Annotated in this window: 24 protein-coding genes and 1 pseudogene; 8 read left to right on the plus strand and 17 right to left on the minus strand. The window is 64.2% G+C overall.

The window, feature by feature from the left end; all coding sequences use genetic code 11:
* Positions 1–555: 555 nt before the first annotated feature.
* The 14 genes from AC07UK_RS22260 to AC07UK_RS22325 form a co-directional block, all read right to left on the minus strand.
* Complete coding sequence (locus AC07UK_RS22260; protein ID WP_436223778.1) at positions 556–819, minus strand: hypothetical protein; 264 nt, start codon at positions 817–819, stop codon at positions 556–558.
* Positions 820–887: 68 nt separating this feature from the next.
* Positions 888–1,151, minus strand: coding sequence for a hypothetical protein (locus AC07UK_RS22265; RefSeq protein WP_114134394.1), 264 nt, complete (start codon positions 1,149–1,151; stop codon positions 888–890).
* Positions 1,152–1,437: 286 nt separating this feature from the next.
* Positions 1,438–2,406 carry a 4-hydroxy-tetrahydrodipicolinate synthase gene (gene dapA, locus AC07UK_RS22270; protein ID WP_494686457.1) on the minus strand — a complete coding sequence of 323 codons (969 nt, stop codon included), beginning with the start codon at positions 2,404–2,406 and terminating at the stop codon, positions 1,438–1,440.
* Complete coding sequence (locus AC07UK_RS22275; protein WP_436223776.1) at positions 2,393–2,749, minus strand: hypothetical protein; 357 nt, start codon at positions 2,747–2,749, stop codon at positions 2,393–2,395. The genes dapA and AC07UK_RS22275 overlap by 14 nt, the downstream gene beginning before the upstream one ends.
* Positions 2,750–2,891: 142 nt before the next feature.
* Positions 2,892–3,719 (minus strand): TorF family putative porin, encoded by an 828-nt coding sequence (locus tag AC07UK_RS22280; RefSeq protein ID WP_436223775.1) that lies wholly within the window; start codon positions 3,717–3,719, stop codon positions 2,892–2,894.
* Positions 3,720–3,851: 132 nt separating this feature from the next.
* A complete protein-coding gene (gene kdpE / locus AC07UK_RS22285) occupies positions 3,852–4,547 on the minus strand; it encodes a two-component system response regulator KdpE (protein ID WP_436223774.1) in 696 nt (231 codons plus the stop codon).
* Positions 4,537–7,386: a DUF4118 domain-containing protein gene (locus tag AC07UK_RS22290; protein WP_436225320.1), complete on the minus strand. Its 2,850-nt coding sequence runs from the start codon at positions 7,384–7,386 to the stop codon at positions 4,537–4,539. Before AC07UK_RS22290 ends, kdpE begins: the two co-directional genes overlap by 11 nt.
* A gap of 69 nt (positions 7,387–7,455) precedes the next feature.
* Entirely contained in the window at positions 7,456–8,079 is a 624-nt protein-coding gene (kdpC, locus tag AC07UK_RS22295; protein ID WP_436223773.1) for a potassium-transporting ATPase subunit KdpC, read from the minus strand.
* 25 nt (positions 8,080–8,104) lie between these two features.
* Positions 8,105–10,330 carry a potassium-transporting ATPase subunit KdpB gene (gene kdpB / locus AC07UK_RS22300; RefSeq protein WP_436223772.1) on the minus strand — a complete coding sequence of 742 codons (2,226 nt, stop codon included), beginning with the start codon at positions 10,328–10,330 and terminating at the stop codon, positions 8,105–8,107.
* Between the two features lie 103 nt (positions 10,331–10,433).
* Complete coding sequence (gene kdpA, locus AC07UK_RS22305) at positions 10,434–12,254, minus strand: potassium-transporting ATPase subunit KdpA (RefSeq protein WP_494686458.1); 1,821 nt, start codon at positions 12,252–12,254, stop codon at positions 10,434–10,436.
* On the minus strand, positions 12,254–12,343 hold the full coding sequence (kdpF, locus tag AC07UK_RS22310) for a K(+)-transporting ATPase subunit F (protein WP_018309472.1): 90 nt from the start codon (positions 12,341–12,343) through the stop codon (positions 12,254–12,256). Before kdpF ends, kdpA begins: the two co-directional genes overlap by 1 nt.
* Complete coding sequence (locus tag AC07UK_RS22315; RefSeq protein WP_436223770.1) at positions 12,343–12,627, minus strand: hypothetical protein; 285 nt, start codon at positions 12,625–12,627, stop codon at positions 12,343–12,345. Before AC07UK_RS22315 ends, kdpF begins: the two co-directional genes overlap by 1 nt.
* 127 nt (positions 12,628–12,754) lie before the next feature.
* A complete protein-coding gene (locus AC07UK_RS22320; protein ID WP_436223769.1) occupies positions 12,755–14,011 on the minus strand; it encodes an MFS transporter in 1,257 nt (418 codons plus the stop codon).
* A 185-nt stretch (positions 14,012–14,196) separates the two neighbouring features.
* Positions 14,197–14,637: a MerR family transcriptional regulator gene (locus AC07UK_RS22325; protein WP_436223768.1), complete on the minus strand. Its 441-nt coding sequence runs from the start codon at positions 14,635–14,637 to the stop codon at positions 14,197–14,199.
* A 138-nt stretch (positions 14,638–14,775) separates the two neighbouring features.
* Here AC07UK_RS22325 and AC07UK_RS22330 point away from each other — a divergent pair, with 138 nt between their 5' ends.
* The 8 genes from AC07UK_RS22330 to AC07UK_RS22365 all read left to right on the plus strand — a co-directional run bounded on the left by AC07UK_RS22330 (position 14,776) and on the right by AC07UK_RS22365 (position 21,105).
* Positions 14,776–14,991 (plus strand): GDCCVxC domain-containing (seleno)protein, encoded by a 216-nt coding sequence (locus AC07UK_RS22330; protein WP_436225319.1) that lies wholly within the window; start codon positions 14,776–14,778, stop codon positions 14,989–14,991.
* 151 nt (positions 14,992–15,142) lie between these two features.
* Positions 15,143–15,367, plus strand: a complete 225-nt coding sequence (locus tag AC07UK_RS22335) for a DUF2188 domain-containing protein (protein ID WP_436223767.1) — start codon at positions 15,143–15,145, stop codon at positions 15,365–15,367.
* 282 nt (positions 15,368–15,649) lie between these two features.
* Positions 15,650–16,612: a chromate resistance protein ChrB domain-containing protein gene (locus AC07UK_RS22340; RefSeq protein WP_436223766.1), complete on the plus strand. Its 963-nt coding sequence runs from the start codon at positions 15,650–15,652 to the stop codon at positions 16,610–16,612.
* Positions 16,613–16,647: 35 nt separating this feature from the next.
* Positions 16,648–17,841 (plus strand): chromate transporter, encoded by a 1,194-nt coding sequence (locus AC07UK_RS22345; RefSeq protein WP_436225318.1) that lies wholly within the window; start codon positions 16,648–16,650, stop codon positions 17,839–17,841.
* A gap of 22 nt (positions 17,842–17,863) precedes the next feature.
* Complete coding sequence (locus AC07UK_RS22350) at positions 17,864–18,454, plus strand: superoxide dismutase (protein WP_436223765.1); 591 nt, start codon at positions 17,864–17,866, stop codon at positions 18,452–18,454.
* Between the two features lie 63 nt (positions 18,455–18,517).
* A complete protein-coding gene (locus AC07UK_RS22355; protein ID WP_436223764.1) occupies positions 18,518–18,976 on the plus strand; it encodes a chromate resistance protein ChrB domain-containing protein in 459 nt (152 codons plus the stop codon).
* A gap of 33 nt (positions 18,977–19,009) precedes the next feature.
* Positions 19,010–19,633 (plus strand): 3-keto-alpha-glucoside-1,2-lyase-like domain-containing protein, encoded by a 624-nt coding sequence (locus AC07UK_RS22360; protein ID WP_436223763.1) that lies wholly within the window; start codon positions 19,010–19,012, stop codon positions 19,631–19,633.
* A gap of 131 nt (positions 19,634–19,764) precedes the next feature.
* A complete protein-coding gene (locus tag AC07UK_RS22365; RefSeq protein WP_436223762.1) occupies positions 19,765–21,105 on the plus strand; it encodes an MFS transporter in 1,341 nt (446 codons plus the stop codon).
* A 156-nt stretch (positions 21,106–21,261) separates the two neighbouring features.
* On the opposite strand, the pseudogene AC07UK_RS22370 reads toward AC07UK_RS22365, so the two are convergent.
* The 3 genes and pseudogenes from AC07UK_RS22370 to AC07UK_RS22380 form a co-directional block, all read right to left on the minus strand.
* Positions 21,262–21,405: pseudogene (locus tag AC07UK_RS22370) on the minus strand (DUF1016 N-terminal domain-containing protein); the annotation flags it as partial.
* Positions 21,406–21,418: 13 nt separating this feature from the next.
* Positions 21,419–21,601, minus strand: coding sequence for a DUF1484 family protein (locus AC07UK_RS22375; RefSeq protein ID WP_010809624.1), 183 nt, complete (start codon positions 21,599–21,601; stop codon positions 21,419–21,421).
* A 467-nt stretch (positions 21,602–22,068) separates the two neighbouring features.
* Positions 22,069–23,211: a CaiB/BaiF CoA transferase family protein gene (locus tag AC07UK_RS22380; protein WP_494688215.1), complete on the minus strand. Its 1,143-nt coding sequence runs from the start codon at positions 23,209–23,211 to the stop codon at positions 22,069–22,071.
* Between the last annotated feature and the right edge of the window lie 77 nt (positions 23,212–23,288).

Below are 23,288 nucleotides of genomic sequence, written 5' to 3' on the forward strand. Positions count from 1 at the left end.
GGCCGTGCCAGGCCCCGGGAAGGCGCTGCAGTAATCGACATAACGTATTGAAAATAAAGGATTTTTCTTGGGAATCCTGGCGCTTTCTGAGATCCGTCGGGCGGAACTTTGGCAGGGTTGGTGTTGGGCGTAGGCAAACTCATTTCGTGTCACTGTTGGGCGAACGGATACAGTTGCCTCTCCGGAACTGACTGCGTCGAGCCAAGCCGCCTTGAAGCCAATGACACCGGGATTCGGTGAGTCAGCTCTCTGCCTGGATGCGCGCAAATGGCCCGTCCTGACTGCGGGCCTGGTGGTCGGCGAGGGCGCCACTGATGCGAGCTGGCCTCCGCCGTGAAGGCACGCAAATGGCAGCGCTCGAAGCGCGGCCCCAAGGTCCGGCGAAAAAAAACCGCCCAGAAGGGCGGGTTCAGACTGCTGAAAACCTGTCGAGTGCTTGCCAAGACTGGCAAGTGCTGCGGGCTCCGGACTGGAATACCGTAGGTTGTATCTTCCGCTGCGGACTCCAAGGTGCGTCGCCACCCGTTGAAGTGGGGGCGACGCATCTCGGTCCTGTTACAGCGCGGCCACCTGGACACCGTTGCCGAAGTTCTGCATGGTGGGCATCTTCAGGCTGAGGTGCGAGCTGGCGTCGATCGTGTTCACGGTCGGCCCGACCTGCAAGCCGATGGTCGGGCTGGCAAAGCCGCCGCCGCCGACGACGTTCTGATAGTTGCCGCCGACAAGCGAGTAGGCGCTGCCGCCGCGCACAGCGGACATGGTCTTGCCGTCCAGTTCCTGGTCGAACGGCAGATCCTTGATCATGAGGGTCGATTGCATGGTAAGTCTCCTTGGGGATTCGGTTGAAGGGGAGTCCCGTTTCGGCGGGCCTCCCGCATGCAGCGTTGTTACAGCGTGGCCACCTGGGTGCCGTTGCCGAAGTTCTGCATGGTGGGGATCTTCAGGCTGAGGTGCGAGCTGGCGTCGATCGTGTTCACGGTCGCGCCGACCTGCAAGCCGATGGTCGGGCTGGCAAAGCCGCCGCCGCCGACGACGTTCTGGGCGTTGCCGCCGACAACAGAGACGGCGTGGCCGCCGCGCACGGCGGACATGGTCTTGCCGTCCAGTTCCTGGTCGAGCGGCAGGTCCTTGATCATGAGGGTTGATTGCATGGTAAGTCTCCTTTGGGGTTCGGTTGGGGGAGCACGTTGTTGCGCTCGAAGGGTATAGAGCATGGGGCGTGCCAGACCCGGGAGGGTGCTGCAAAAAAATCCATAACATTATGAAAAACAAAGGCTTTTCATGGAGTGCCGACACTTTCCGATCCTTGGTAGGCAGACTTTGTGTTGGGCGCGGGCCAACTCATTTCATGACGCTGTTGGCCAGACAAACACATATCAGGCGCTGGCCGCGACGCGATGCCGCCGGAGAGGCCGAAAGGCAAGGATGGCTAGCCCTTTATGGCGCCAGATGCTCATCCCGCGCCGCGGAAAGCGGAGGAAGAAGAGCCATGGTCACTTCCAGCCTCTGGACCAACGCGGGACTTGCCGGCTGCAACGGCAGTCGGATTTCCGGGGAAATCACGCCGGATAGCGCCAGCGCAGCTTTCACCGGTGCCGGATTCGGCTCGGCGAACATGAGCGATATCAACGGCGCGAGCTTGGCGAACAAGGCGCGGGCCGCGCGCAAGCGGCCTGTCTGCGCCAGATGCAGCAGGCGCACGAACAGGTCCGGACGAATATGCGAGGACGCGGCGATCACGCCGGCGCCACCTGCAAGCAGGTGATCCAGCAGGGCCGCGTCCTCACCGCACAGCACGGTGACATGCGGATCGTTGACAAGTGCCCGGAGATTGCCGGCGTCACACTCCTTGACCGCCGAGATCTGCGGGTGCGCAAGCAGCGATCGGATCAGCGCTGGCGACATCGCACAGCCAGTTCGCTTCGGCACGTTGTACAGCATCAGGGGGCGTTCGGTTGTGCGCGCCACCTCATTGAAATGCCACACGATGCCCTCATCGGAGGGCCGCAGGTAGCAGGGCGGCGGCACCAGGTAGCCGGCAAGATCAAAGCCGTCCAGTTCGGCAACTTGCGCGCACACTGCGCGGGTATCGACCGCTCCGACGCCAGCCATCACCGGCAGCTCGCCATGGACGGCCTCGAGCACTGCCGCCGTGAAGGCTTGCCGCTCGTGCGTGGAGAGCAGGCTTCCCTCGCCGGTCGTGCCCAGGATGATCAGGCCGTTCACGCCAGCCTCAACGTAGCGCTCAGCCAGCCTGGCGGCCCCCGGCAGGTCCAGCGAGCCGGCACGCATCGGCGTGACCATGGGCACCCCGATACCCCATGGCGACTGGCGGGAAATCGCTGCGATACCGGTGCAGGCGTGAACGGCGGCACAGGAGAAGCTCTCTTCCTCAGTGCGCCACATGGCCGTCTCCCAGGGCTGTCGTGACGCCGAACTCCGCCGCCGGAAATGCCGTCATGATGGCATCCATCGCCGCGTCGCGGTCCGTGCGCGCGATCTCCACGTGCAGCGTGGTTTCGCCGTGCCGGTAGTCCACGCTTACCACATAGACGCGGGCCAGTTCACCGAGCGCCCTGTGCATGGTCTGGCGCAGGCCGAACACCTCGGTGGATGCCACCGCAAGACGCATGCGGATCCAGACCGGTGCCGGCTGGGGGACCGCGCGCAGCGCGGGCATGGTGGCCTTGCTGCTGCGCAGGGCGGTACGTCGGGGAACGGTATCAACGGCCAGGCTTGACTGTCGCATGATTGGATGGACCCGCGCGGTAGCGGGCCGCGTGTTGGACATGGCTTTATGCTAGCCAGCGCCGTCTAAATTTGATGCAAGGATGTTGGGCTTTGGCGTTAAATCCGCATCAAAATCGGCGACGCTGGCAAAGCGCTCGCGCTCAGAACGTCTTCGTCAGCGAAGCCCAGGCCGCAGCCTTGCCGAGGTAGCGGCCCCGGTTGGCACTGGTGTAGACCGATTCCTTGGCGTTGGTGTCCACGTAGGCCACCGCCAGCGCAAAGCCCTTGCCCAGATCCTTGGTCAGGCCGATCTTCCAGTCGGTGTACGAGGCGTCGCTGTTGTGCGTCACGCCCTGGTAGCCCACGTGCGCGTTCAGCGTCAGGTCCCAGAAGTTCAGCGGCACGTTGGCCGTCAGGTCGACGTAGTAGCTGTTCTTGCTGTCGTGGAAGCCGAACAGGTTGGTCACGGCATGCGAATACTTCAGGAATACCGGGCCCCAGCCGATGCCGGCATACAGTTCCGTGGTGTAGGGACGTGGGTTGTTGTAGCCGCCCGGGTAGTAGTACTCGAGCACGCCCAGGTCATAGTTGAATTCGGTGCCGGCAACCTTGAAGGTGTTCTTGAAGCCGCCGTAGAAATCCATTTCGACCGGCGCCGAGACCGTCGGGTTGGCATCCTCGAGCCAGCTGATGCTGGAGTTCCAGTTGCCCACATAGAAGCCGCTTTCGTGCGCATAGTCAAAGCCCCCCTGGACCGCGGGCCGCAGGTTGGTCTGGCTGATGCCGCGGTAACGGTAGTCCGAGACCAGCGACACGTTGGCCGTGAACGTATGCGGCGATGCCGGCTCGGCTGCGGCAGCGGCCGGAGCCGCTGCAGGCGCCCCGGCGTCAGGCTGGGATTGCGCCATGGCCGGCATGGCAGCGAAGATGAGGATGGAAGATGCGGAACAGGCGAGCAGCGCGGCCGCGGTATGGCGCAGGTCAGTCATTGTTGTTGTGACGAGAGTTGAAGGAATCCCCGTTGCAGGGAGCCTCGCCACGATATTGTCTGACGCGTAAAAACGGTATCAAAAGCCGCAGTGCCTGCGTACAAATCCAATCAATGCGCCTGGATTCCAGCGTTATCCGGCAAACCGGTAGCCCAGCCCGATTTCCGTCAGCAAGTGAGCGGGCCGCGCCGGGTCCGCTTCAAGCTTGTGCCGCAGATGTCCCATATAGACGCGCAGGTACTGGCTGCTTTCGGCCTGAGAGGGCCCCCACACCTCCCGCAGCAAATCCCGGTGCGTCATTACCTTGCCGCGGTGGGCGATCAGAACCGCCAGGAGACGATACTCGATCGGCGTCAGGTGCACGGCCAGTCCGGAACGGGTGACGACGCGGCTGGCCAGGTCAACCTGCACGTCGCCGAACAGGATCTGGTGGGAGCCCTGGGCGTTGGCCCGGGCATGCCGGCGCAGCAGCACGCGCAGGCGCGCGACCAGTTCGCCGACGCCAAAGGGCTTGGTCAGGTAGTCATCCGCGCCGGCATCCAGCGCACCGATCTTGTCGGCCTCTCCGCTACGTGCCGACAGGACCAGGACCGGTACGTCAGTCCAGGTACGGATCTCGCTGATCAATTGCACCCCGTCTCCGTCCGGCAAGCCCAGGTCGAGAATGACGAGGTCAGGTTGCCGGGTGCCTGCCTCGATCAGTCCGCGCTTGAGCGATTCCGCCTCGTGCACCGTGCAGCCTTCGGACTCAAGGGTCGAGCGGACAAAGCGCCGGATATGCGGCTCATCCTCAACCAGCAAGACTGTCGGGGAAAAATCAAATGGCATCAGTCTGCTCCGGCTCCACCGCTGGCGGATTTCCACGCGGCAACGCTACCAGGAAGCGCGCGCCCGCCTGGCCGCCGGGCCGGTCTGGCCGTTGCGCGGGCTCCACCCAGATGCGCCCGCCATGGGCTTGCACGATTGCCTCGCATACGGCGAGGCCCAGGCCGACGCCCGCCGTCGCGGATTCGCGCTCACCGCGCGTGAATTTCTCGAAGATCTGCCGTTCCTTGCCCTTGGGCACGCCCGGGCCATCATCCTCTACCGCGATCCTGATCTCGCCGTCGACCGGCGCGGCCGAGAGCCGGATCTCCGTGCCAGCCGGCGTGTATTTGGCGGCATTCTCCAGCAGGTTGCACAGCACGCGCTCGATCAGCACGGCGTCGCATTCGACCAGGGGTACCCGGGACAAGTCGGCGACAACCACGCGGTGGTGCTCGAGCGCCTCTCGCATGGCAGCCAGGCTGGCGCCAACGAGCTCCTCCACCGATTGCCATTCCTTGCTCATCCGGACCTCCCGGCCCTGCAGCTTCGCCATGTCCAGCAGATTCACCACCATGGTCCGCATGCGTTTGGCCTGTTCCAGCATGGCGGCTACGGTCTCGGCCAGTGTCGGCGTCAGCCCGGGACCGCTACGCTGCATGGTTTCCGCCATGCCGATCAGGCTTGTCAGCGGGGTTCGCAGGTCATGGGAGACAGCGGCCAGCAATGAGCTGCGCAGGCGCTCTGACTCCATCGACAGCAAGGCTTGCTGCGCCACTTCGACGTAATGCAAGCGCTCGATGGCGATCGCGATCAGCGTGCAGAACACATCGACCTGGCGCCGTAGCGCAGGTTGCGCAAAGGCGTGTGACACCGCAGGCTCGACCGCCAGCACGCCACGGGTCTGCATCGGCGCCTTCAATGGCAGATACAGCACGGTGCTGCCTGGCAAGGTATGCGTGCCGGTGCCGGCGGGCTGGCCGTGATCGAATACCCACTCTGCCAGTACACGGTCGATCGAGTCGGTTCGCGCCCCGGTGTCATGCTGTTCGGCATCAGACACGGGCGGTAGCAAGCGGCCTTCCGGGGAAACCAGGAAGAAGGCTGAATTGGCATCGAAGGCAGCACGCAGGAAACGGCTGGCGATCGAGACTATCTGGTCCGGCATCAGCGCCGCGGAGAGTTCACGGGCCAGTTCGTACAGCGTGCGGGCATCGTTCTCGCGCTGCACGGCCACCTGCGCCTGTTCGCGCAGACCGGCCGTCAGTTGCCCGATGACCAGCCCGACGGACAGCAGCACGAGGAACGTCAGCAGATACTGCACGTCGCTGACGGCAAACGACAGCCGCGGCGGTACGAAGAAGAAGTCGAATGCGGCCACGGCCAGTACCGAAGCCAGCGCCGCCGGTCCGCGGCCATGACGAAGCGCGACGCCGACCACCGCCGCCAGGAACAGCATGGCAATGTTGACCACGTCGAACCAGGGGAGCGCCAGGGCTGACAGCGCCGTGGCACCGGCACACCATACCGCTGCCCACAAATAGTCCTTGCGCGTGGCCCCGTCGCCTGGCGCGGGGGCGTCTGGCTCTTCCGTGCCATGGCGCGGGCGAAGATCCATCCGCGTCGTGTCTGCCGCCACGCGAATGATATCGATCTCCGGACACCCGATCGCCAGCGCATCGGCAAAACTGCGGCGGCCGAACAGCCACGCCGGCGCGTTCACAAATGGCGTCAAGGCCCGGCCGAGAAGGGCGCGGGCCCGCTCCGCAACGGAGGCGCCCCCGCGGCGCCAGTCCGCCGGCGCACGGCCGATGACCACCTTGGTCAGGTTGTGGCGGCGCACGTACCCCACGATTGCCTGGACCATGTCGTTGCCCGCCAGGGTCTCGGTGCGTGCGCCCAACTCCTCTGCGAGACGCATGGCCGTCTGCAGGCGAGTCTTGGCGAAATCGGACGGGGGTGCCAGCCTGGGTGTGGCGATGGTCACCACATGCCAGTCGCAATCGAGCTGGCCGGCAAGCCGGCGCGCACTCCTGACGACCTGCTCGGCATCGTCACCACTGCCAATGCAAGCCAGCACTGCCTCCCGGGTCCGCCACACGCCTTGCACGGCTTCGGACTGACGCCATGCCCGCACATCGGAGTCCACCCGGTCGGCGGTCCGGCGCAGCGCCAGCTCGCGCAGGGCGATCAGATTGCCTTTTCGGAAAAAATTGCGCGCTGCGTGCCGCGCCTGCTCCGGCAGATAGACCTTGCCTTCCTTCAGCCGGCGCAGCAGCTCGTCGGCCGGCAGGTCCACCAGCACGACTTCGTCGGCGCTGTCGAACACAACGTCCGGCACGGTTTCCCAGACGCGGATGCCGGTGATGCCGCCCACTGCCTCATTCAGGCTGTCCAGGTGCTGCACATTGACCGTGGTCCAGACGTCGATCCCGGCGGCCTGCAGTTCCTGGATATCCTGCCACCGCTTGGGATGGCGACTGCCCGGCGCGTTGGAGTGGGCCAGTTCGTCAACCAGGACCAGGGCCGGTCGCCGGACCAGCGCCGCGTCCAGGTCGAACTCCTGCAGAACCCGCTCGCGGTACGGCACGTCCTTCATTGGCAAGCGCTCGATCCCGGCGATCAGCGCTTCGGTCTCGGCGCGGCCGTGGGTCTCCACGATGCCGATGACGACATCGGTGCCTTGCGCAGACGCCGCCCGCGCGGCGGTGAGCATGGCGAAGGTCTTGCCGACCCCGGCGGAAGCGCCAAAGTAGACCCTGAGCTTGCCGCGCAAGGCGCGAGCGCCTTCCTCCTGCACCATCTGGAGCAGGGCATCGGGGTCGGGGCGCGCGCCGGCGTCGCGCAATTCGGCATCAGGCATCGGTCGGCTCACCCTCTATCCTGGCATTGGCAGACCAGTTCTGCCTCGCATGCGCATCCCGGCACCGGGTTACTTCCGTGCAATGGCATCCAATCCAAGGTTCAGTTTCAGGACATTGACTCCCGGGTCGCCCAGGACCGGCAGTAGCGGCGTTTCGGTATTTGCCGCAATCAGTTGTTTTACCTGTTCGATCGGAATCCCCCTGACGCGCGCGACGCGCGCTGCCTGGTACTCTGCGGCCGCAGGGCTGATGTGCGGGTCGAGCCCGCTGCCGGATGCCGTGACAAGGTCCACCGGCACGGGGGCCTGGTTGTCCGGATCCGCGGCGTGCAGCACGTCGATGCGCGCGCGTGCGGCGTCGGTCAGCGCCGGATTGGTGGGGCCCAGGTTAGATCCCACCGAAGCCGCGGCGTTATACGGCATCGGCGCCGTGGCCGACAGGCGGCCCCAGAAGTACTTCGGGTCGGAGAACGGCTGGCCGATCAGTTCCGAGCCAACTGTCTTGCCATCCTTCTCGATCAGCGAGCCGCTTGCCTGATGCGGGAACACGGCCTTGGAGATCGCCGTGATCACGCCGGGATACAGCAGGCCGGTCACCAGCGAAAGGCCAACGAACACCACCAACATTGGCCGCAACAAGCCACCTTGCACGGGGGGCGGCGACGGCCGGCGGGACTGCACTTGCGTATTCATGAAAGCTCCGAATCGTAGGAGAAAATCAGACCCAGCCAAACAAGGCCAGAATCATGTCGATCAGCTTGATGCCAACAAACGGGACCAGGATGCCGCCCAGGCCGTAGATCAGCAGGTTGCGGCGCAGCAGCACCGCGGCGCCCAGCGGCCGGTAGACCACGCCCTTGAGCGCAAGCGGGATCAGCACGACGATGATCAGCGCATTGAAGATCACCGCCGACATGATGGCCGACGCCGGCGTGGCGAGCTCCATCACATTGAGCAGGTTGAGCTGCGGATAAGTGGTGGCAAACGCCGCCGGGATGATCGCGAAGTACTTGGCGATGTCATTGGCCACGCTGAAGGTCGTCAGCGAGCCGCGTGTCATCAGCATTTGCTTGCCGATCTCGACGATCTCGATCAGCTTGGTCGGGTTGCTGTCCAGGTCCACCATGTTGCCGGCTTCCTTGGCCGCCTGGGTGCCGCTGTTCATCGTCACGGCCACGTCGGCCTGTGCCAGTGCCGGGGCGTCGTTGGTGCCGTCGCCGGTCATCGCGACCAGCCGGCCATCGGCCTGGTACTGACGGATCAGCTTGAGCTTGGCTTCCGGCGTGGCTTCGGCCAGGAAGTCGTCAACGCCGGCTTCCGCCGCAATCGAAGCCGCCGTCAGCCGGTTGTCGCCGGTGATCATCACGGTCTTGATGCCCATCTTGCGCAGTTCGCCGAAGCGCTCGCGAATGCCGGTCTTGACGATGTCTTTCAGTTCGATCACGCCAAGCACGCGCACCGAATCGCCGTTGGCGTCGGCTACCACCAGCGGCGTGCTGCCGGCGCGGGCGACCTCGTCAACGGCTTGCAGGACCGCATCGGGGAACTTGCCGGCGCGCTCGGTCACGTAACGGCGCACGGCATCGGCTGCGCCCTTGCGCACGTGACGCTCGCCGCCGCCGTCGCTCAGGTCAACCCCGCTCATGCGGGTCTGGGCGCTGAACGGCACGAATTCCGGCTTCATGCTTGCCATCACCGGCGCCGTCAGCCCCGGCAGCTGGCGCGCCAGCGTGATGATGCTGCGGCCTTCCGGGGTCTCGTCGGCCAGCGACGACAGCCACGCCGCTTCCGCGAGTTGCAGCTGCGACACGCCCGGGGCCGGGATGAAGCGCGATGCCTGACGGTTGCCATGGGTAATGGTGCCGGTCTTGTCGAGCAGCAGCACGTCCACGTCACCGGCGGCTTCGACAGCACGGCCCGAGGTGGCAATCACGTTGGCTTCCATCATCCGGCTCATGCCCGCCACGCCAATGGCTGACAGCAGCCCGCCGATCGTGGTGGGAATCAGGCAAACCAGCAGGGCCACCAGTACCGTGATCGTCACCGGCACGCCAGCCTTCGTCACCAGGACGCTGTAGAGCGAGAAGGGCTGCAGCGTGGCCGTGGCCAGCAGCAGCACGATGGTCAGCCCGACCAGCAGGATCGTCAGGGCCAGTTCGTTCGGTGTCTTCTGCCGCTTGGCGCCTTCAACCATCGTGATCATGCGGTCGATGAAACTCTCGCCCGGGTTGGTCGTGATGCGCGCCACGATCCAGTCGGACAGGACGCGCGTACCGCCGGTCACCGACGAGAAGTCGCCGCCGGACTCGCGGATCACCGGCGCCGATTCGCCAGTGATGGCGCTTTCGTCGACCGAGGCCACGCCGTCGATCACTTCGCCGTCGCCGGGGATCATCTCGCCGGCCTGCACCAGCACCACGTCACCGCGGCGCAGCGCCGTGGCGGGGCGCGCTTCGGTGGCACCTCCACGTTTGCCGTCCTTCAGCACACGTGCGGTGACCGTGGTCTTCAGACCGCGCAGCGCCTCCGCCTGCTGCTTGCTCCGGCCTTCGGCAAGTGCCTCGGCAAAGTTCGCGAACAACACCGTGAACCACAGCCATACCGACACCGCCAGAATGAAGCCCGAGGATTCTCCACCGGGCGCTGCCGCCGGCGCGGCCATGGCCTTCAGGAAGAGGACCGTCGTCAGGATGCTGCCCACGTAGACCACGAACATCACGGGGTTGCGCAGCTGGTCGCGCGGCGACAACTTCCTGAAGGCCGCGACCAGCGCGGGCTTCACCAGCTCCGGCGCGAACATGCTGCGCGCCGGCGGGCGATGATGGTGGGAACCGTGTTGCCGGTCGGACACCGGCGCGCTCTTCGCCTGAAGCGTGTTGGAGGATGACGCTTCTGTCGTGTTGCCGCCGCGCTTGGCCACTGGGGCCATCGAATCTTGTTGCATGGTTTCTCCGCAATCCGCCAGAGCCATCCGGCACCTTCATCTGTGAGGCAGTGCAGGGGCCGGACGTGTAGGAATGCTCGATATTTCGTCGTCAGTCGTCGCTTTACTTCGCCGCGGTTGCCGTCATCGCGCCCTGGAGCTGCTCGGCGACCGGCCCCAGCGCCAGCGCCGGGACATAGGTCAGCGCCCCGACCAGCAGCACCGTGCCCACCAGCAGGACGACAAACAGCGGGCCGTGCGTCGGCATCGTGCCGCCGCTCACCGGCACGCGTTTCTTGGCTGCCAGCGAGCCCGCCAGCGCAAGGACCGGGATGATGATCCAGAACCGGCCAAACCACATGGCCGCCGCCAGCAGCGTGTTGTAGAACGGCGTGTTGGCAGACAAGCCCGCAAAGGCGCTGCCATTGTTGTTGGCCGCCGACGAGAGCGCGTACAGGATCTCCGAGAAGCCGTGCGTGCCGGGATTGAACACCCCGGCGCGTCCCGCCTCGGTCATCACCGCCACCGACGTGCCGAGCAGCACCAGCAGTGGCGTGACCAGGATCGCCACCGCCGTCATCTTCATTTCGTAGACTTCGATCTTCTTGCCGAGGTACTCCGGCGTGCGCCCGATCATCAGTCCGGCGATGAACACCGCGAGCACGGCGTAGACCAGCATGCCGTACAGCCCGGAGCCGACGCCTCCGAACACCACCTCGCCCAGCTGCATCAGCAGCATCGGCACCAGGCCACCGATGGCGGTGAAGGAGTCATGCATGGCATTGACCGCACCGCACGACGCCGCGGTCGTGATGGTGGCGAACAGTGCCGAAGCGGCCATGCCGAAGCGCGTTTCCTTGCCTTCCATATTGCCGCCGGCCTGCAACAGCGACGCGGCGTGATCCACCGGCAATCCGGCCAGCGCCGGGTTGGCCATCTGCTCGGACATCGCCGCCACGCAGGCCATCGCGACAAAGATGACCGTCATGGAGGCCAGCACCGCCACACCCTGTCGCCTGTCCCCCACCATTTCGCCAAAGGTGAAGCACAGCGCCGCGGGGATCAGGAAGATCGCCAGCATCTCGAGGAGGTTGGCCAGGGCATTCGGGTTCTCGAACGGATGCGCCGAGTTGGCATTGAAGAAGCCGCCGCCGTTGGTGCCCAGCATCTTGATGGCTTCCTGCGAGGCAACCGGACCCATCGCCAGCGTCTGCTTGTCGGTCTTCAGGTCTTCCGTCACCGGCTTGCCTTGGGCATCGAGCACCGGTTGCCCGGCCGCATCGATCTTCGGCTGGCTGTACTCAACCGGCGTGACGAGGCTGACTTCCTTGTAGGCATCGAAGTTCTGGATCACTCCCTGGCTGACCAGCGCCAGTGCAATCACGGTCGCAATCGGCGCCAGCACGTACAACGTGACCCGCGTCATGTCGACCCAGAAATTGCCGATGGTGGCGGCGCTCTGGCGCGCGAATCCGCGCATCAGCGCGAACACCACCGCGATGCCGGTCGCCGCGGACAGGAAGTTCTGCACGGTGAGCGCGAGCATCTGCGTCAGATAGCCCATGGTCGACTCGCCGGCATAGCCTTGCCAGTTGGTGTTGGCGACAAAGCTGATCGCCGTGTTGAAGGCCGAGTCCGGCGCAACCGCACCTAAGCCCTGCGGATTGAGCGGAAGCATGCCCTGCAGGCGCTGCAGCGCATAGACTGCCACCACGCCAAGCAGGTTGAACGCCAGCACCGCGACGGCGTACTGCTTCCACCCCATCCCGGTATCGGCACGCACGCCGCCCAGGCGATACAGCAGCCGTTCCAGCGGTCGGCCCCAGACGGTCAGCGAATAGTCGCCGTCTTCCACAGCGCGCCGGATATAGCGCCCGAGAAAAGGGGCGCACGCCAGGAGGATGGCGAGATAGAGGACCAGCAGGCCCGAGAATTGGGAGGACATCAGAATTTCTCCGGCCGGAACAACGCAATGAGGAGGTAAACAAAAATGGCAATGGCCAGCACGCCGCTCAACAGATCGGTCCAGCCCATCACAGCCTCCTGTCCGACGCGCTGTTCTTTGCCGGCATCTGGTCATGCGCGCCGCCGTGCTCGCCGCCTGCCGGAGATTTCGGCGCAAGCACGGCGCAAAGCCCCAGCAGGGCCGCGCTCAGCACGGCGAAGCCAATCAATACGATCAAAAAGATCCCGTCCATAACAAAGCACCCTTGAATGGTTTCGGCTTGCAGATTAGCGACGGGGTCGTAAAAACAGGGTAGAAAGGTGGCCGGTGCGTATAAAGAACGCATAAAGATTCCGGCAATCAGCTTGCGCACGCGAACCAAGGTGCACTTTTTTGGCCGCTGGCGATCGTGATGGGTGGTGTCAAGCCGCTGCCATCGGCGGAGGTGCTTCGCCGGCGCGGCGCTTCTTTATCGAATCTTTACGCGACGGCCCAGCGCGTCAATCGAGCGGCTTGACCCGCCGGAACGCACCAAGGAGTGCGAGGTCGTACGCGATCTTGAGCACGCCGCAGGCAACCAGCGGCGTCCCGACCCAGCCCATGGCCAGCAGCGCGCCCGCCAGGGTCGGGCCGGATGCGGCAGCCAGGCTCCTAGGCACAGCGGTCAGGCTTGCCGCCGCCGGCCGCTCGGGCGGCGTCACCACGGCCATGACATAGGCGGTCCGGGTCGGTACATCCATCTGCGACAGCGCGCTGCGTACGAGCAACAGCGCCAGCGTCGCCGGCAGGGAGGGGGCGAACGCGGCCGCGATCAGGCAGAGGCTGGACGGGATATGGGTGAACACCATCGTATTCAGCAAACCGAACCTGCGAGCCAGCGGCGCAGCCACGAGCTGGGAGCCCGCGCTTAGCAGCCCGGCCCAGAAGAAGAATTGCCCGGCGGCACCAATGGAAAGGCTGAAGCGCTGCATCAACCAGAGTGCCAGCAGAGAATTCACCACCAGGCCGCCGGCAAATGCGTCGACGCTGAAGAGCAGGGCAAGGCGGGTAACGATCCGGCGAGACGGCCCCAGCGGGACTCTCGCCGTTGCCAGGTGCGCTGGCGGCTCCGGCATGCGGGCATAGAGGATCCAGAGTGCGGCACCTGTCAGGGCATAGACCATGAACATGGCGCGCAGCGCGCCGAGAACAGGAACCCCAAGCTGCGCCGCGAGCCAGTCCGGCAGCGCCGCCGCCAGCGCGCCAATGGCGGCGCAGAGGGCCCCGGTCAGGCTGTAGCGGGCGAACAGCGCAGTGCGGGCATCGGGGGAGGCTGAATCGGCAAGACCGGCATGCTCAAGCGGCAGGAAGACGCTGACGTCGCCGGAGCTGGGGTTGAGCGTGCCAACGAATGCGACCAGCAACAGCGGCCAGAGCGAGGACAGCCCGGCGAAGCCTATGCCGGTCGCGGCCATCAGCGCGGCCGCCGACACCAGCAGCCTTCGCTGCGGATAGCGGTGGCCGATGACGCCCACCAGGACCGTCGCCAGTGCCGAGCCGATCAGGGTGGCGCTGCTGACCAGTCCCACTGCCAGTTGCGCGAAACCGAGGGCCAGCAGGTACGCCGGCAACAGCACGGCGATAAAGCCGTCACAGAAGCCGCGCAGCGCGCGGCCCACGAGAAGCGGCAAGGCGCCGGGATGAACGCCCGCGGGCAGGACCAGGCGCGCAAGCCAGCCTCTGCTGACAGTCATGGCCGGATCTTCAGGTGTGCGCATCGCAATGGCATCCGTGTTCCGGTCTTCTCATGCAGTCCGTGAAAATCCGTGGCGACTCCGCCGTACACGTGCGGCGCCGGGAATGGCTGGCCATGTGAAAGTCTGGACTTCCGCTCCCGGCGATTCTTAGCCATTCAAAGAAGCGGTCAATGAATGGCCGAACCATCTCAATCAGCCGACCTCGTTCACCGATGCCGAAATAGAGCGTCACGGGCGTTCTCTGATCTCATGTTGGCAGACAAAGAGTCAATCAAGGGACATAAAGCCTCATTACCATTAGCGTGGCATTGCCCAATGAGGTCCTTCAGTTCAGCTCGCATTCGTCGCAAATCCTTCAATCTTTCCTCCACAAGACTGAGCTTTTGCTCGGCCAGTGCGCGGGCTGTGCTGCATGTGCCGCCATCGTTCTGTCGCAGCAGTACCCGGACTTCATCCAGGGTGAACCCGAGCGACTGGGCCTGGCGAATGAAATGAAGCCGCTGCAAGCTCTGTTGCGAATACTGCCGAATGGCGCCATAGGCACGCTCTGGCACCGGCAGCAGGCCGCACCGATGGTAGTAGCGTACCGTCTCCACGCCAACACCAGCCGCCTTGGCCAGCTTCCCGATTGTCAGTGTGTGGTCCATCGCTTGACTCCGTACCTTGGTACGGACCTAGGCTACGCCTAAACCGCACATACGGGAAGGACGGATTGCATGTCGAGGGGCAACGCCAGGCACACGGCGACCGTCTACTGCCCATCGGCGGTGAGGCAAAGAGAAATGATGAGCGCCCTCAAGCTGCAGTCAGTCATCACCTGTCCCAAGTGCGCGCATGCAAAAGAAGAAACCATGCGCATTGATGCCTGCCAGTGGTGCTATGAATGCGAACACTGTCACACGGTGCTAAGGCCAAAGGCCGGTGATTGCTGCGTCTTCTGCTCGTATGGCACCGAAAGGTGCCCGCCCATGCAGCAGCAGTCTTGCTCATGTGTTCGTTGACGCAGGTACAGCGATGCATGACGTACCCTCGAAGCGGCTTCTCCCGGATGATCCCGGCTCTTACCCAGCCACGCTTGTCCGCGGGAACGTGTTCTTCTCGACCGTACGCGCCGCCCACTGTATGTCGCGGGAAATTTAGAGAGGGGTCATTATGCAATCGCGGATCATTCGCGTTCTACCCGCAGAAGCTGGTTGGGCATTGGAGTTCGGCGGCCTCAATATAAAGGCCCAGAGATTTCCGACCATGGAAGCGGCAATCGCTGCGGGTTGGGACGTGGCCAGGCGAGAGAACGCCGAATTGCACATACATCGTCACGACGGGGATGTGCACTTGCGCAACGCGTGCGGTGACAAGCAACAGGAGCCGCAGCGGTGAGGCCGTACTAGCGCGCCGGCAACATTCTGCCAATCAGTCCAAAAATGGCCAATGGCCAAGTTGACCGAAGCTCCGGTCATTTGCAGAGTGGGCGTGCGAGTACGTCCATACGGGTCGGGAAGCGCCGACCGCCAGCGCCCCTTCGCGGGCGCGACTGAGTCCCTGCTCCTTTAAGGACAGAGCGTCACATTCCCGGCGCTCTCCAAAACGTGATTCAGAAGCCATTAATGTAGGGATATCTACAGCATTGAAATACGTGTTATGGGCTCCTAACATGCGCTCATGACTGCGTTCATCGACCCCTGGGCTTTGCTGATCGTCACGCTACCAACCTCCGGCGCCACCGCCCGGATGCGGATCTGGCGCGCGATCAAGACTATTGGTTGTGCCGCACTGCGTGACGGCGCCTATCTCTTGCCTGCAGGCGATGAGCAAATCGCCCAGTTGCGCGAGTTGGCCGACGACGCCCGGCATGAAGGCGGCCAGGCCTGGCTCTTGAGTGTCCGCGCCGACAATCCAGGGGAAGAGACCGCTTTCCAGGCGTTGTTCGACCGCAGCGCTGACTATGCGGACCTGCAGGCTGCCCTGTCAGACGCGCGCAAGTCGCTGACCGATCAAAGCAGCGCCGAACTCAATCGCCTGCTGCGTCGTCACGGGCGTGCCTACGAAGCGATCCGCACGATCGACTTCTTCCCTAATGACGCGTCGACCCGCGCCGAAGCCCAATGGAATGACTTCAGCCGCGCCATCGAGACCATCCAGTCTCCGGGCGAACCACAGGCGCTCTCGCGAGCAATCGCTCGCCGGGATCCTACCCAGTATCAAGGGCGGATTTGGGCCACCCGCCGCCACCTGTGGGTGGACCGCCTGGCAAGCGCCTGGCTGATCCAGCGCTTCATCGATCCCCACGCCCGGTTCCTGTGGCTGGAAAGCGCCTCCGATTGCCCGGACGATGCGCTGGGCTTCGATTTCGACGACGCGACCTTCACGCACGTGGGCGAGCGCGTTTCATTTGAAGTGCTGCTGTCGAGCTTCGGCCTCGAGTCCGACCGCGGGCTCAGCCGGCTTGGCACCATGGTCCATGCGCTGGACATCGGCGGCGTTTCGGTGCCGGAAGCCAGCGGCTTTGAAGCCATGCTGGCCGGCGCACGAGCGCGCCTGACGGATGATGACGCCCTGCTGGCAGAAATCGGCACGGTGCTGGATTCGCTTTACGCACACTTCTCCACCAACAAGAAGCCCTGACTTCAACTTCCTCCCAAGATCCCGTTATGAATCGCATGCAACAAGCCGGCACGGCACCGCCGGACGTCTCGGAACGGCCCACCTATACCCTCTGGCAGCTCGTGCTCTATTTCCTTCGCCTGGGCACGTTTGGCTTTGGCGGGCCGGTCGCGCTGGCCGGCTATATGCACCGCGACCTCGTGGAGCGGCGGGGCTGGATCAGCGATGGCGACTACAAGGAAGGCATAGCGCTGGCACAACTGGCGCCCGGGCCGATGGCTGCGCAACTGGCGATCTACCTCGGCTACGTCCATTATCGGGTCCTCGGTGCCACGCTGATCGGCCTGGCCTTCGTGCTGCCGTCGTTCCTGATGGTGCTGGCGCTAGGCTGGGCCTATGTCCGGTTTGGCGGACTGACCTGGATGCAATCGGTGTTCTATGGCGTGGGCGCCGCCGTCATCGGCATCATCGCCATCAGCGCCTACAAGCTGACCACAAAGAGCGTGGGCAAGGACAAACTGCTGTGGGCAATCTACCTGGTGCTGGCTGCGGTGACCATCGTCACAGAGTCCGAAATCGCCTGGCTGTTCCTGGCAGCCGGCGTACTTGCCTGGTTCTGGCGCGCCCCACCCAAATGGCTGCGCCAGAGTGGCGCCAATGCGCTTGCGGCCACGCAGGTACCGGCCGCGAGCGGCCTGCTGAGCACGCTGGACTGGCCGCTGCTGACCCAGATCGGCGTGTTCTTTGCCAAGGCAGGCGCCTTCGTCTTCGGCTCGGGACTCGCCATCGTGCCCTTCCTCTACGGTGGTGTCGTGACGGAACACCACTGGCTCAACGACAAGCAATTCGTCGATGCGGTAGCCGTGGCTATGATCACCCCCGGCCCGGTGGTCATCACGGTCGGCTTCATCGGTTACCTGGTGGCCGGGCTGCCCGGCGCCTGCGTGGCGGCACTAGCGACCTTTCTACCCTGCTACCTGTTCACGGTACTGCCGGCCCCTTACTTCAAGAAGTACGGAAAGCTGCCGGGCATCCTGGCCTTTGTCGATGGTGTCACCGCGGCTGCGATTGGCGCCATCACCGGCGCAGTGTTCGTACTGGCCAAGCGCTCGATTGTCGACGTTCCGACCGTCCTGCTGGCGCTAGGCACGGTCGCGTTGCTGCTGAAGTTCAAGAAGCTGCCTGAGCCGGTCATCATCACCGGCGCCGCGCTGATCGGCCTTGCCGTTTATCCGGTGCTGCAGCACTGAGCCTTATGAACCAGGGGACACCATGAGCTACGAAATGAAACCGCTGGCCTGCGATCCAGCCCGGCTTTCGGGACTGTCTGAGAAACTGATCGTCAGCCACTACGAAAACAACTACGGCGGCGCGGTGAAGCGGCTGAATGCAATTACCGCAGAGCTGTCCGCACTCGATGTGGCAGCCGCACCGGTCTTTGTGCTGAACGGCCTGAAGCGCGAAGAACTGATTGCAACGAACTCCATGATCCTGCATGAGGTGTACTTCGACAGCCTCGGCGATGGCGGCAGTCCAGGCGGCGAACTGGAAGCGGCGCTCGTACGCGATTTCGGCTCTGTCGCGCGCTGGCAAGCGGAGTTCACCGCCATGGGCAAGGCACTTGGCGGCGGCTCGGGTTGGGTACTGCTGACTTACTCCCCGCGCGACGCTCGGCTGGTCAACCAGTGGGCCTCCGACCACGCCCATACTCTGGCTGGCGCGACGCCGATCCTGGCGCTGGATATGTACGAGCACTCCTACCACATGGATTATGGCGCCAAGGCCGCGGCCTATGTCGATACGTTCATGCAGAACATCAATTGGGCAAAGGTCGCCGATCGCTTCGGAGGCGTGGGCAAATAGCCAGGGAGAAATCCGGCAGCCTAGACCTAGCCACCACCTCGACGAACCAGAGCGGAGACCGCCATGAAATGGATTACCCGGGAACGCCCGAAGATCGACCGTATCGCTTGCCCGTGGCTCATCGCCCGGTTCATCGACGAGGCGCCGGAATTTCTCTATGTGCCCGCCGGCGACGTTTTGCGCGTGGCAGGCGAGACCGGCGCCATTCCCTATGACATCCCCGGCGTGGAGCTGTCGCATGTCGGTGAGTTGTGCAGCTTTGACGCCTTCCTGGACAAGTACAGCCTGCCCGATCCCGCCTTGCGGCAACTGGCAGCGATCGTGCGCGGCGCCGACACATCGAAGCTCGACCTGACGCCGCAGTCCAGCGGACTCTATGCGATTTCCCTTGGCCTCTCGCAGGTGTATGCCGGCGATCACGAGATGCTCGGCCATGGCATGGTGATGTACGACGCGCTCTATGCGTGGTGTCAGCACTGCCAGGCGGAAACCCACCGCTGGCCGCCAAAGATGCCTGCCTGAACGCTGCGACCACTATCAGCCAGGAGATGCCACATGAAGCCGCTCCTCATTGCATTGTTGCTGGGGATGGCCATACCGGCCATGGGCGAGACCATCCTGTTCAGCCAGCAGCGCCCCGGCGGTTTGCCCGACGGTTGGGTGTGCGGCGTCACCGGGCACGGCAATCCGAAGTGGTCCATTGAGCGCGATACGACGGGCCCCAACCTCGGCAATGTGCTCAGGCAATCGGGGTCCGGCGACTTCCCCTGGTGTGTGAAACAGGACGTTTCCCTGGCCGACGGCTTCGTGGAAGTGCGGTTCAAGCCCGTCGCCGGCCGCGAGGATCAAGCGGGTGGCGTCGTCTGGCGCTGGAAGGACGGGAACAACTACTATGTCGCCAGGGCCAATGCGCTGGAGGGCAATGTGTCGCTGTACTACACGACGGGCGGGCGCCGGCACACGATCCGCTATCGTGACGCGCCCGTTGCCCCCGGCACCTGGCATTTGATGCGCGTGGAATTTACCGGTCCCCGCATCCGGGTGGCGCTGGATGGCAAGCTGTACATCGACACGTCGGATGAGCATATCCCGGGCGCCGGTGCCATCGGAGTCTGGACCAAGGCGGACAGCGTGACCCTCTTTGATGCCATCTCGTTTGGCAGCAACGACACCAGATAGGGCGGCAGGCGCCATGTCAGGCTGCAATGCACATTGCAGTCCGCCCTCGCCAACTGGCCTTGATGCCAGATTGGCAAGTCAGGCTCGCGCGAATTCATGTCCATCAGCATATACCTGTAAGAGTCACAGTCATGCTGGATGTCCTGGCCAACCGCACCTATCGCCACCTGTTTCTCGCGCAGGTCATCGCACTGGTTGGCACCGGGCTGGCGACCGTTGCCCTGGGGTTGCTCGCTTTTGACCTGGCTGGTGCGAACGCCGGCACCATCCTCGGCACGGCGCTGGCGATCAAGATGGTTGCCTATGTCGGTATCGCGCCCGTCGTCGGAGCGTTCGCGAACCGGCTGCCCCGGCGCGCGTTCCTGGTGTCGATGGACCTGGTCCGTGCCGGTGTCGCTGTCGCGCTACCGTTCGTGACCGAAGCCTGGCAGATCTATCTCCTCATTTTCCTGCTCCAGTCGGCGTCGGCGGCGTTCACGCCCACGTTCCAGGCGACGATCCCCGATGTGCTGCCCGACGAGAAGGACTACACCAGGGCATTGTCGTTGTCGCGGCTGGCCTATGACCTGGAAAGCCTTGCCAGCCCTGCGCTGGCCGCGGCGCTGTTGACGGTGATCGGCTTCCACTGGTTGTTTGCCGGCACCGTCATCGGCTTCCTCGTATCGGCTGCACTGGTTATATCTGTGCGCCTGCCTCAGTCATGGGCAGTGGAGCGATCGGGAAACATCTACGCCAGGACATCCCATGGTATGTCGATCTATTTGCGTACGCCGCGCCTCAGGGGCTTGCTTGCGCTGAATCTTGCCGCTGCGGCGGCGAGTTCGATGGTCATCGTGAATACTGTCGTCTACGTGCAAAGCAAGATGCAGCGGCCCGCCACCGACGTTCCGATTGCATTGGCTGCGTTCGGATGCGGATCGATGCTCGTAGCGCTGCTGCTGCCGAAGTACCTCGACAAGCGGCCCGACAGGCCCGCCATGCTAACCGGTGCTTCGGTCATGGCGCTTGGCTTGCTGGCCGGCATCGCTATCGCGGGGCTGGGAGGGCTGGCCGAATGGCCGACATTCCTTGCAGCCTGGTTCACGATCGGCATCGGTTACTCGATGACGCTGACGCCCAGCGGGCGCTTGCTGCGTCGCTCGGCAAGCTCGGCCGACCGGCCGGCAGTCTTCGCCGCGCAGTTTTCCCTGTCGCATGCGTGCTGGCTGGTGACGTATCCGCTGGCCGGGCAGCTTGGTGCGAGGCTAGGCATGGCGCCGGCGTTTGCCGTCCTCGCTGCGCTGACAGCCCTTGGCGCGGGGATTGCCTGGCGGATGTGGCCGGCCGCCGATCACGATGTCCTCGACCACAGCCATCCCGCGGATACGGCGTTCGAGGACCACCTGTCCGAAGGCGAGCGAACGGGCAGCCACAGCCACCGGCACGCCTTCACGATTGATGATCGTCATCCCAGATGGCCGGACCTTCACTAGGGCGCATGCCCGTTCCTTCCGGCATCTGATGGTTACAGTGGCTGGTATGAAGCCGGCCGGTCCTTGTCTTACTTCGCCACAAAGCGTGCCGTCACGGTCTTGCCGTCGGCAAACTTGATCGTCGCGACAAGCTTGGAGCCGGTTTTGCGTTGCGTACCGTTCCTGGCCCGCCTGCTCGGACTCAACGATACGTCGGCCGATCTCCCAGTAGGTGGCAGTCATCAACGCGTTGACACTACGCGCAGCCGAATGGCGAGCAACTTTCACGAGGACTGTCTGACGGTGCCGAAGCACCGCCAGACCAGAGGCATTGCTATCCCGCAAGCGGCCCAGCTGCCATCAAGGCATCCAGCTTTGCCTTCACCATTTCAAGCAGGCAGAGCGCGCTGAAGCACGCTTCCGAGCGCACGCTTTGCTGCTCCAGCAGCACGAGCACGCCATCAATGCCGGCACGCACTTCATGCAGGCACGCGTTGGTTTCGATTGCATCGACCATTACTGACTCCTTACCAGGTTAATGCGCGCCACTCATTTGCAGGTGAGGGTGGCGGGCCAGACAGCGAGTGTGGAAACCAGTCTCCGGGAAAACCAGCCAGCCTTGCGGCTGCCTCGCCTGGCCCGCCATGGAATGATGCGTTCGTGCGAGCACGCAGGAGTGCCGTATGGGATGCGACACTCCTGCCCGGAGACACCTCGGGTTTCCACGCCCGGTCACCGGCGATCCGATGACGCAACCAGTATTTCCTGCCAGAGTCATGCAGGCGATAAGAGATGTCGCATTCGGAAGAGGCGGGCGAAGCTTGCGGCAACTCAGGCGAGTCGGAAATCGCTGAGTCTTGGAATGCGAGGTGGTCGCGGCGCGGTCGGTTGTCGTGCTTGGCGGGCGTGGGCTGTTTCGCCGGCTACGCCGGCGAAACAGCCACGCCCGCCTCACGAAAACCGACCGCATGGAACTAGGCCAATTTATGAGTTCCCAATCCCGCCACCGATGACCTTGGGCAGAGATCCGTCCACACTATGCTCCCCCACCTGAGCCACGAAATCCTCCCCCTCCGGCAAGCCCAACGAGAACCTCACCGGAAAATTCACTGCGATCCCGCCTTCCCCAGGCACCGGCCGAACCACCTCCCGCGCCTGCACATGCGGATCCTCAAACAGCGCCGTCGCCCCAAGTACGGGCGAAAACGGAATATCCAGCGGCCCGAAGAACAGCCCCCACTCGACCAGGTCGCGCGTGCGGAACACCGCCGCCATCAGGTCATTGACCTCCACCTTGTGCCCATAGCGCCCGGCACGCGTGGCAAAGCGCGGATCGCGCAGGGCAGGGAACTCGTTGCCCAGCGCCTCGCACAGGTTGACCCAGAACTTGTTCTCCAGGATGCCCATCGCCAGATGGCGGCCGTCACGCGTTTCGAAGAGATCGTTTTCCGGCATCACGGTAGGGGATGCCTGCGGCGATGCCTCATGCCTGCGCGCGGCCCACGCGCCGTGAGCGGTCCACGACAGGATCGCGTCATGGATAGAGACATCCAGATGTTGACCCTGTCCATTCTGGCGCGCACTCATGATCGCCACTGCAAGCGATAGCGCCGCGTAACCGGAGGCGGCGTAATCCGACACCCGCACGCGCGGGCGCGAGACCTTGTCGTGCACCTGCACCGGCGTCGCCCAGTATCCGGCCAGCGCCAGGTAGTTCAGGTCATGCCCGGCATGGCTGGCGTAGGGGCCGGTCTGGCCAAAGCCGGAGACCGAACACAGCACGATAGCCGGATTGACCGCCGCCAGCGCTTCATAGCCCAGCCCAAGCCGCGCCATCACGCCGGGGCGGAAGCCTTCCACTACGGCGTCGGCATTGCGCACCAGGTCAAGGAAGGCCTCACGGCCTGCATCGGTCTTCAAGTCCAGCGCAATCGAGCGCTTGCCGCGGTTGAACTGCGCAAACACCGTTGGACCAAGCTGCCGCGCGGTGTCGCCAGTGCCGGGCTGCTCCACCTTGATCACATCCGCGCCTAGTTGTCGCAGCAGGCTGCATGCGTGCGGGCCGGGCAGCAACTGGCTGACGTCGATGATGGTGACGTCCTTGAGGCAGGACCATTCTGGCTTCATACAGGGCCTTGGGGGGAGAAGGGAAGAACGGGGTGCCGCACGCGCGGAAGGTAGCGTGCGGCGCGGGGCGGGCAGGA

The organism is Cupriavidus sp. GW821-FHT07C08 (assembly GCF_059419025.1).

What these genes read in the sequence shown, in the direction of transcription:
- AC07UK_RS22260 (WP_436223778.1), bottom strand. Translation starts at nt 819, where the DNA reads ATGCAATCGACCCTCATGATCAAGGATCTGCCGTTCGACCAGGAACTG.
- AC07UK_RS22265 (WP_114134394.1), bottom strand. Translation starts at nt 1,151, where the DNA reads ATGCAATCAACCCTCATGATCAAGGACCTGCCGCTCGACCAGGAACTG.
- dapA (WP_494686457.1), bottom strand. Translation starts at nt 2,406, where the DNA reads ATGTGGCGCACTGAGGAAGAGAGCTTCTCCTGTGCCGCCGTTCACGCC.
- AC07UK_RS22275 (WP_436223776.1), bottom strand. Translation starts at nt 2,749, where the DNA reads ATGCGACAGTCAAGCCTGGCCGTTGATACCGTTCCCCGACGTACCGCC.
- AC07UK_RS22280 (WP_436223775.1), bottom strand. Translation starts at nt 3,719, where the DNA reads ATGACTGACCTGCGCCATACCGCGGCCGCGCTGCTCGCCTGTTCCGCA.
- kdpE (WP_436223774.1), bottom strand. Translation starts at nt 4,547, where the DNA reads ATGCCATTTGATTTTTCCCCGACAGTCTTGCTGGTTGAGGATGAGCCG.
- AC07UK_RS22290 (WP_436225320.1), bottom strand. Translation starts at nt 7,386, where the DNA reads ATGCCTGATGCCGAATTGCGCGACGCCGGCGCGCGCCCCGACCCCGAT.
- kdpC (WP_436223773.1), bottom strand. Translation starts at nt 8,079, where the DNA reads ATGAATACGCAAGTGCAGTCCCGCCGGCCGTCGCCGCCCCCCGTGCAA.
- kdpB (WP_436223772.1), bottom strand. Translation starts at nt 10,330, where the DNA reads ATGCAACAAGATTCGATGGCCCCAGTGGCCAAGCGCGGCGGCAACACG.
- kdpA (WP_494686458.1), bottom strand. Translation starts at nt 12,254, where the DNA reads ATGTCCTCCCAATTCTCGGGCCTGCTGGTCCTCTATCTCGCCATCCTC.
- kdpF (WP_018309472.1), bottom strand. Translation starts at nt 12,343, where the DNA reads ATGGGCTGGACCGATCTGTTGAGCGGCGTGCTGGCCATTGCCATTTTT.
- AC07UK_RS22320 (WP_436223769.1), bottom strand. Translation starts at nt 14,011, where the DNA reads ATGCGCACACCTGAAGATCCGGCCATGACTGTCAGCAGAGGCTGGCTT.
- AC07UK_RS22325 (WP_436223768.1), bottom strand. Translation starts at nt 14,637, where the DNA reads ATGGACCACACACTGACAATCGGGAAGCTGGCCAAGGCGGCTGGTGTT.
- AC07UK_RS22330 (WP_436225319.1), top strand. Translation starts at nt 14,776, where the DNA reads ATGAGCGCCCTCAAGCTGCAGTCAGTCATCACCTGTCCCAAGTGCGCG.
- AC07UK_RS22335 (WP_436223767.1), top strand. Translation starts at nt 15,143, where the DNA reads ATGCAATCGCGGATCATTCGCGTTCTACCCGCAGAAGCTGGTTGGGCA.
- AC07UK_RS22340 (WP_436223766.1), top strand. Translation starts at nt 15,650, where the DNA reads ATGACTGCGTTCATCGACCCCTGGGCTTTGCTGATCGTCACGCTACCA.
- AC07UK_RS22345 (WP_436225318.1), top strand. Translation starts at nt 16,648, where the DNA reads ATGCAACAAGCCGGCACGGCACCGCCGGACGTCTCGGAACGGCCCACC.
- AC07UK_RS22350 (WP_436223765.1), top strand. Translation starts at nt 17,864, where the DNA reads ATGAGCTACGAAATGAAACCGCTGGCCTGCGATCCAGCCCGGCTTTCG.
- AC07UK_RS22355 (WP_436223764.1), top strand. Translation starts at nt 18,518, where the DNA reads ATGAAATGGATTACCCGGGAACGCCCGAAGATCGACCGTATCGCTTGC.
- AC07UK_RS22360 (WP_436223763.1), top strand. Translation starts at nt 19,010, where the DNA reads ATGAAGCCGCTCCTCATTGCATTGTTGCTGGGGATGGCCATACCGGCC.
- AC07UK_RS22365 (WP_436223762.1), top strand. Translation starts at nt 19,765, where the DNA reads ATGCTGGATGTCCTGGCCAACCGCACCTATCGCCACCTGTTTCTCGCG.
- AC07UK_RS22375 (WP_010809624.1), bottom strand. Translation starts at nt 21,601, where the DNA reads ATGGTCGATGCAATCGAAACCAACGCGTGCCTGCATGAAGTGCGTGCC.
- AC07UK_RS22380 (WP_494688215.1), bottom strand. Translation starts at nt 23,211, where the DNA reads ATGAAGCCAGAATGGTCCTGCCTCAAGGACGTCACCATCATCGACGTC.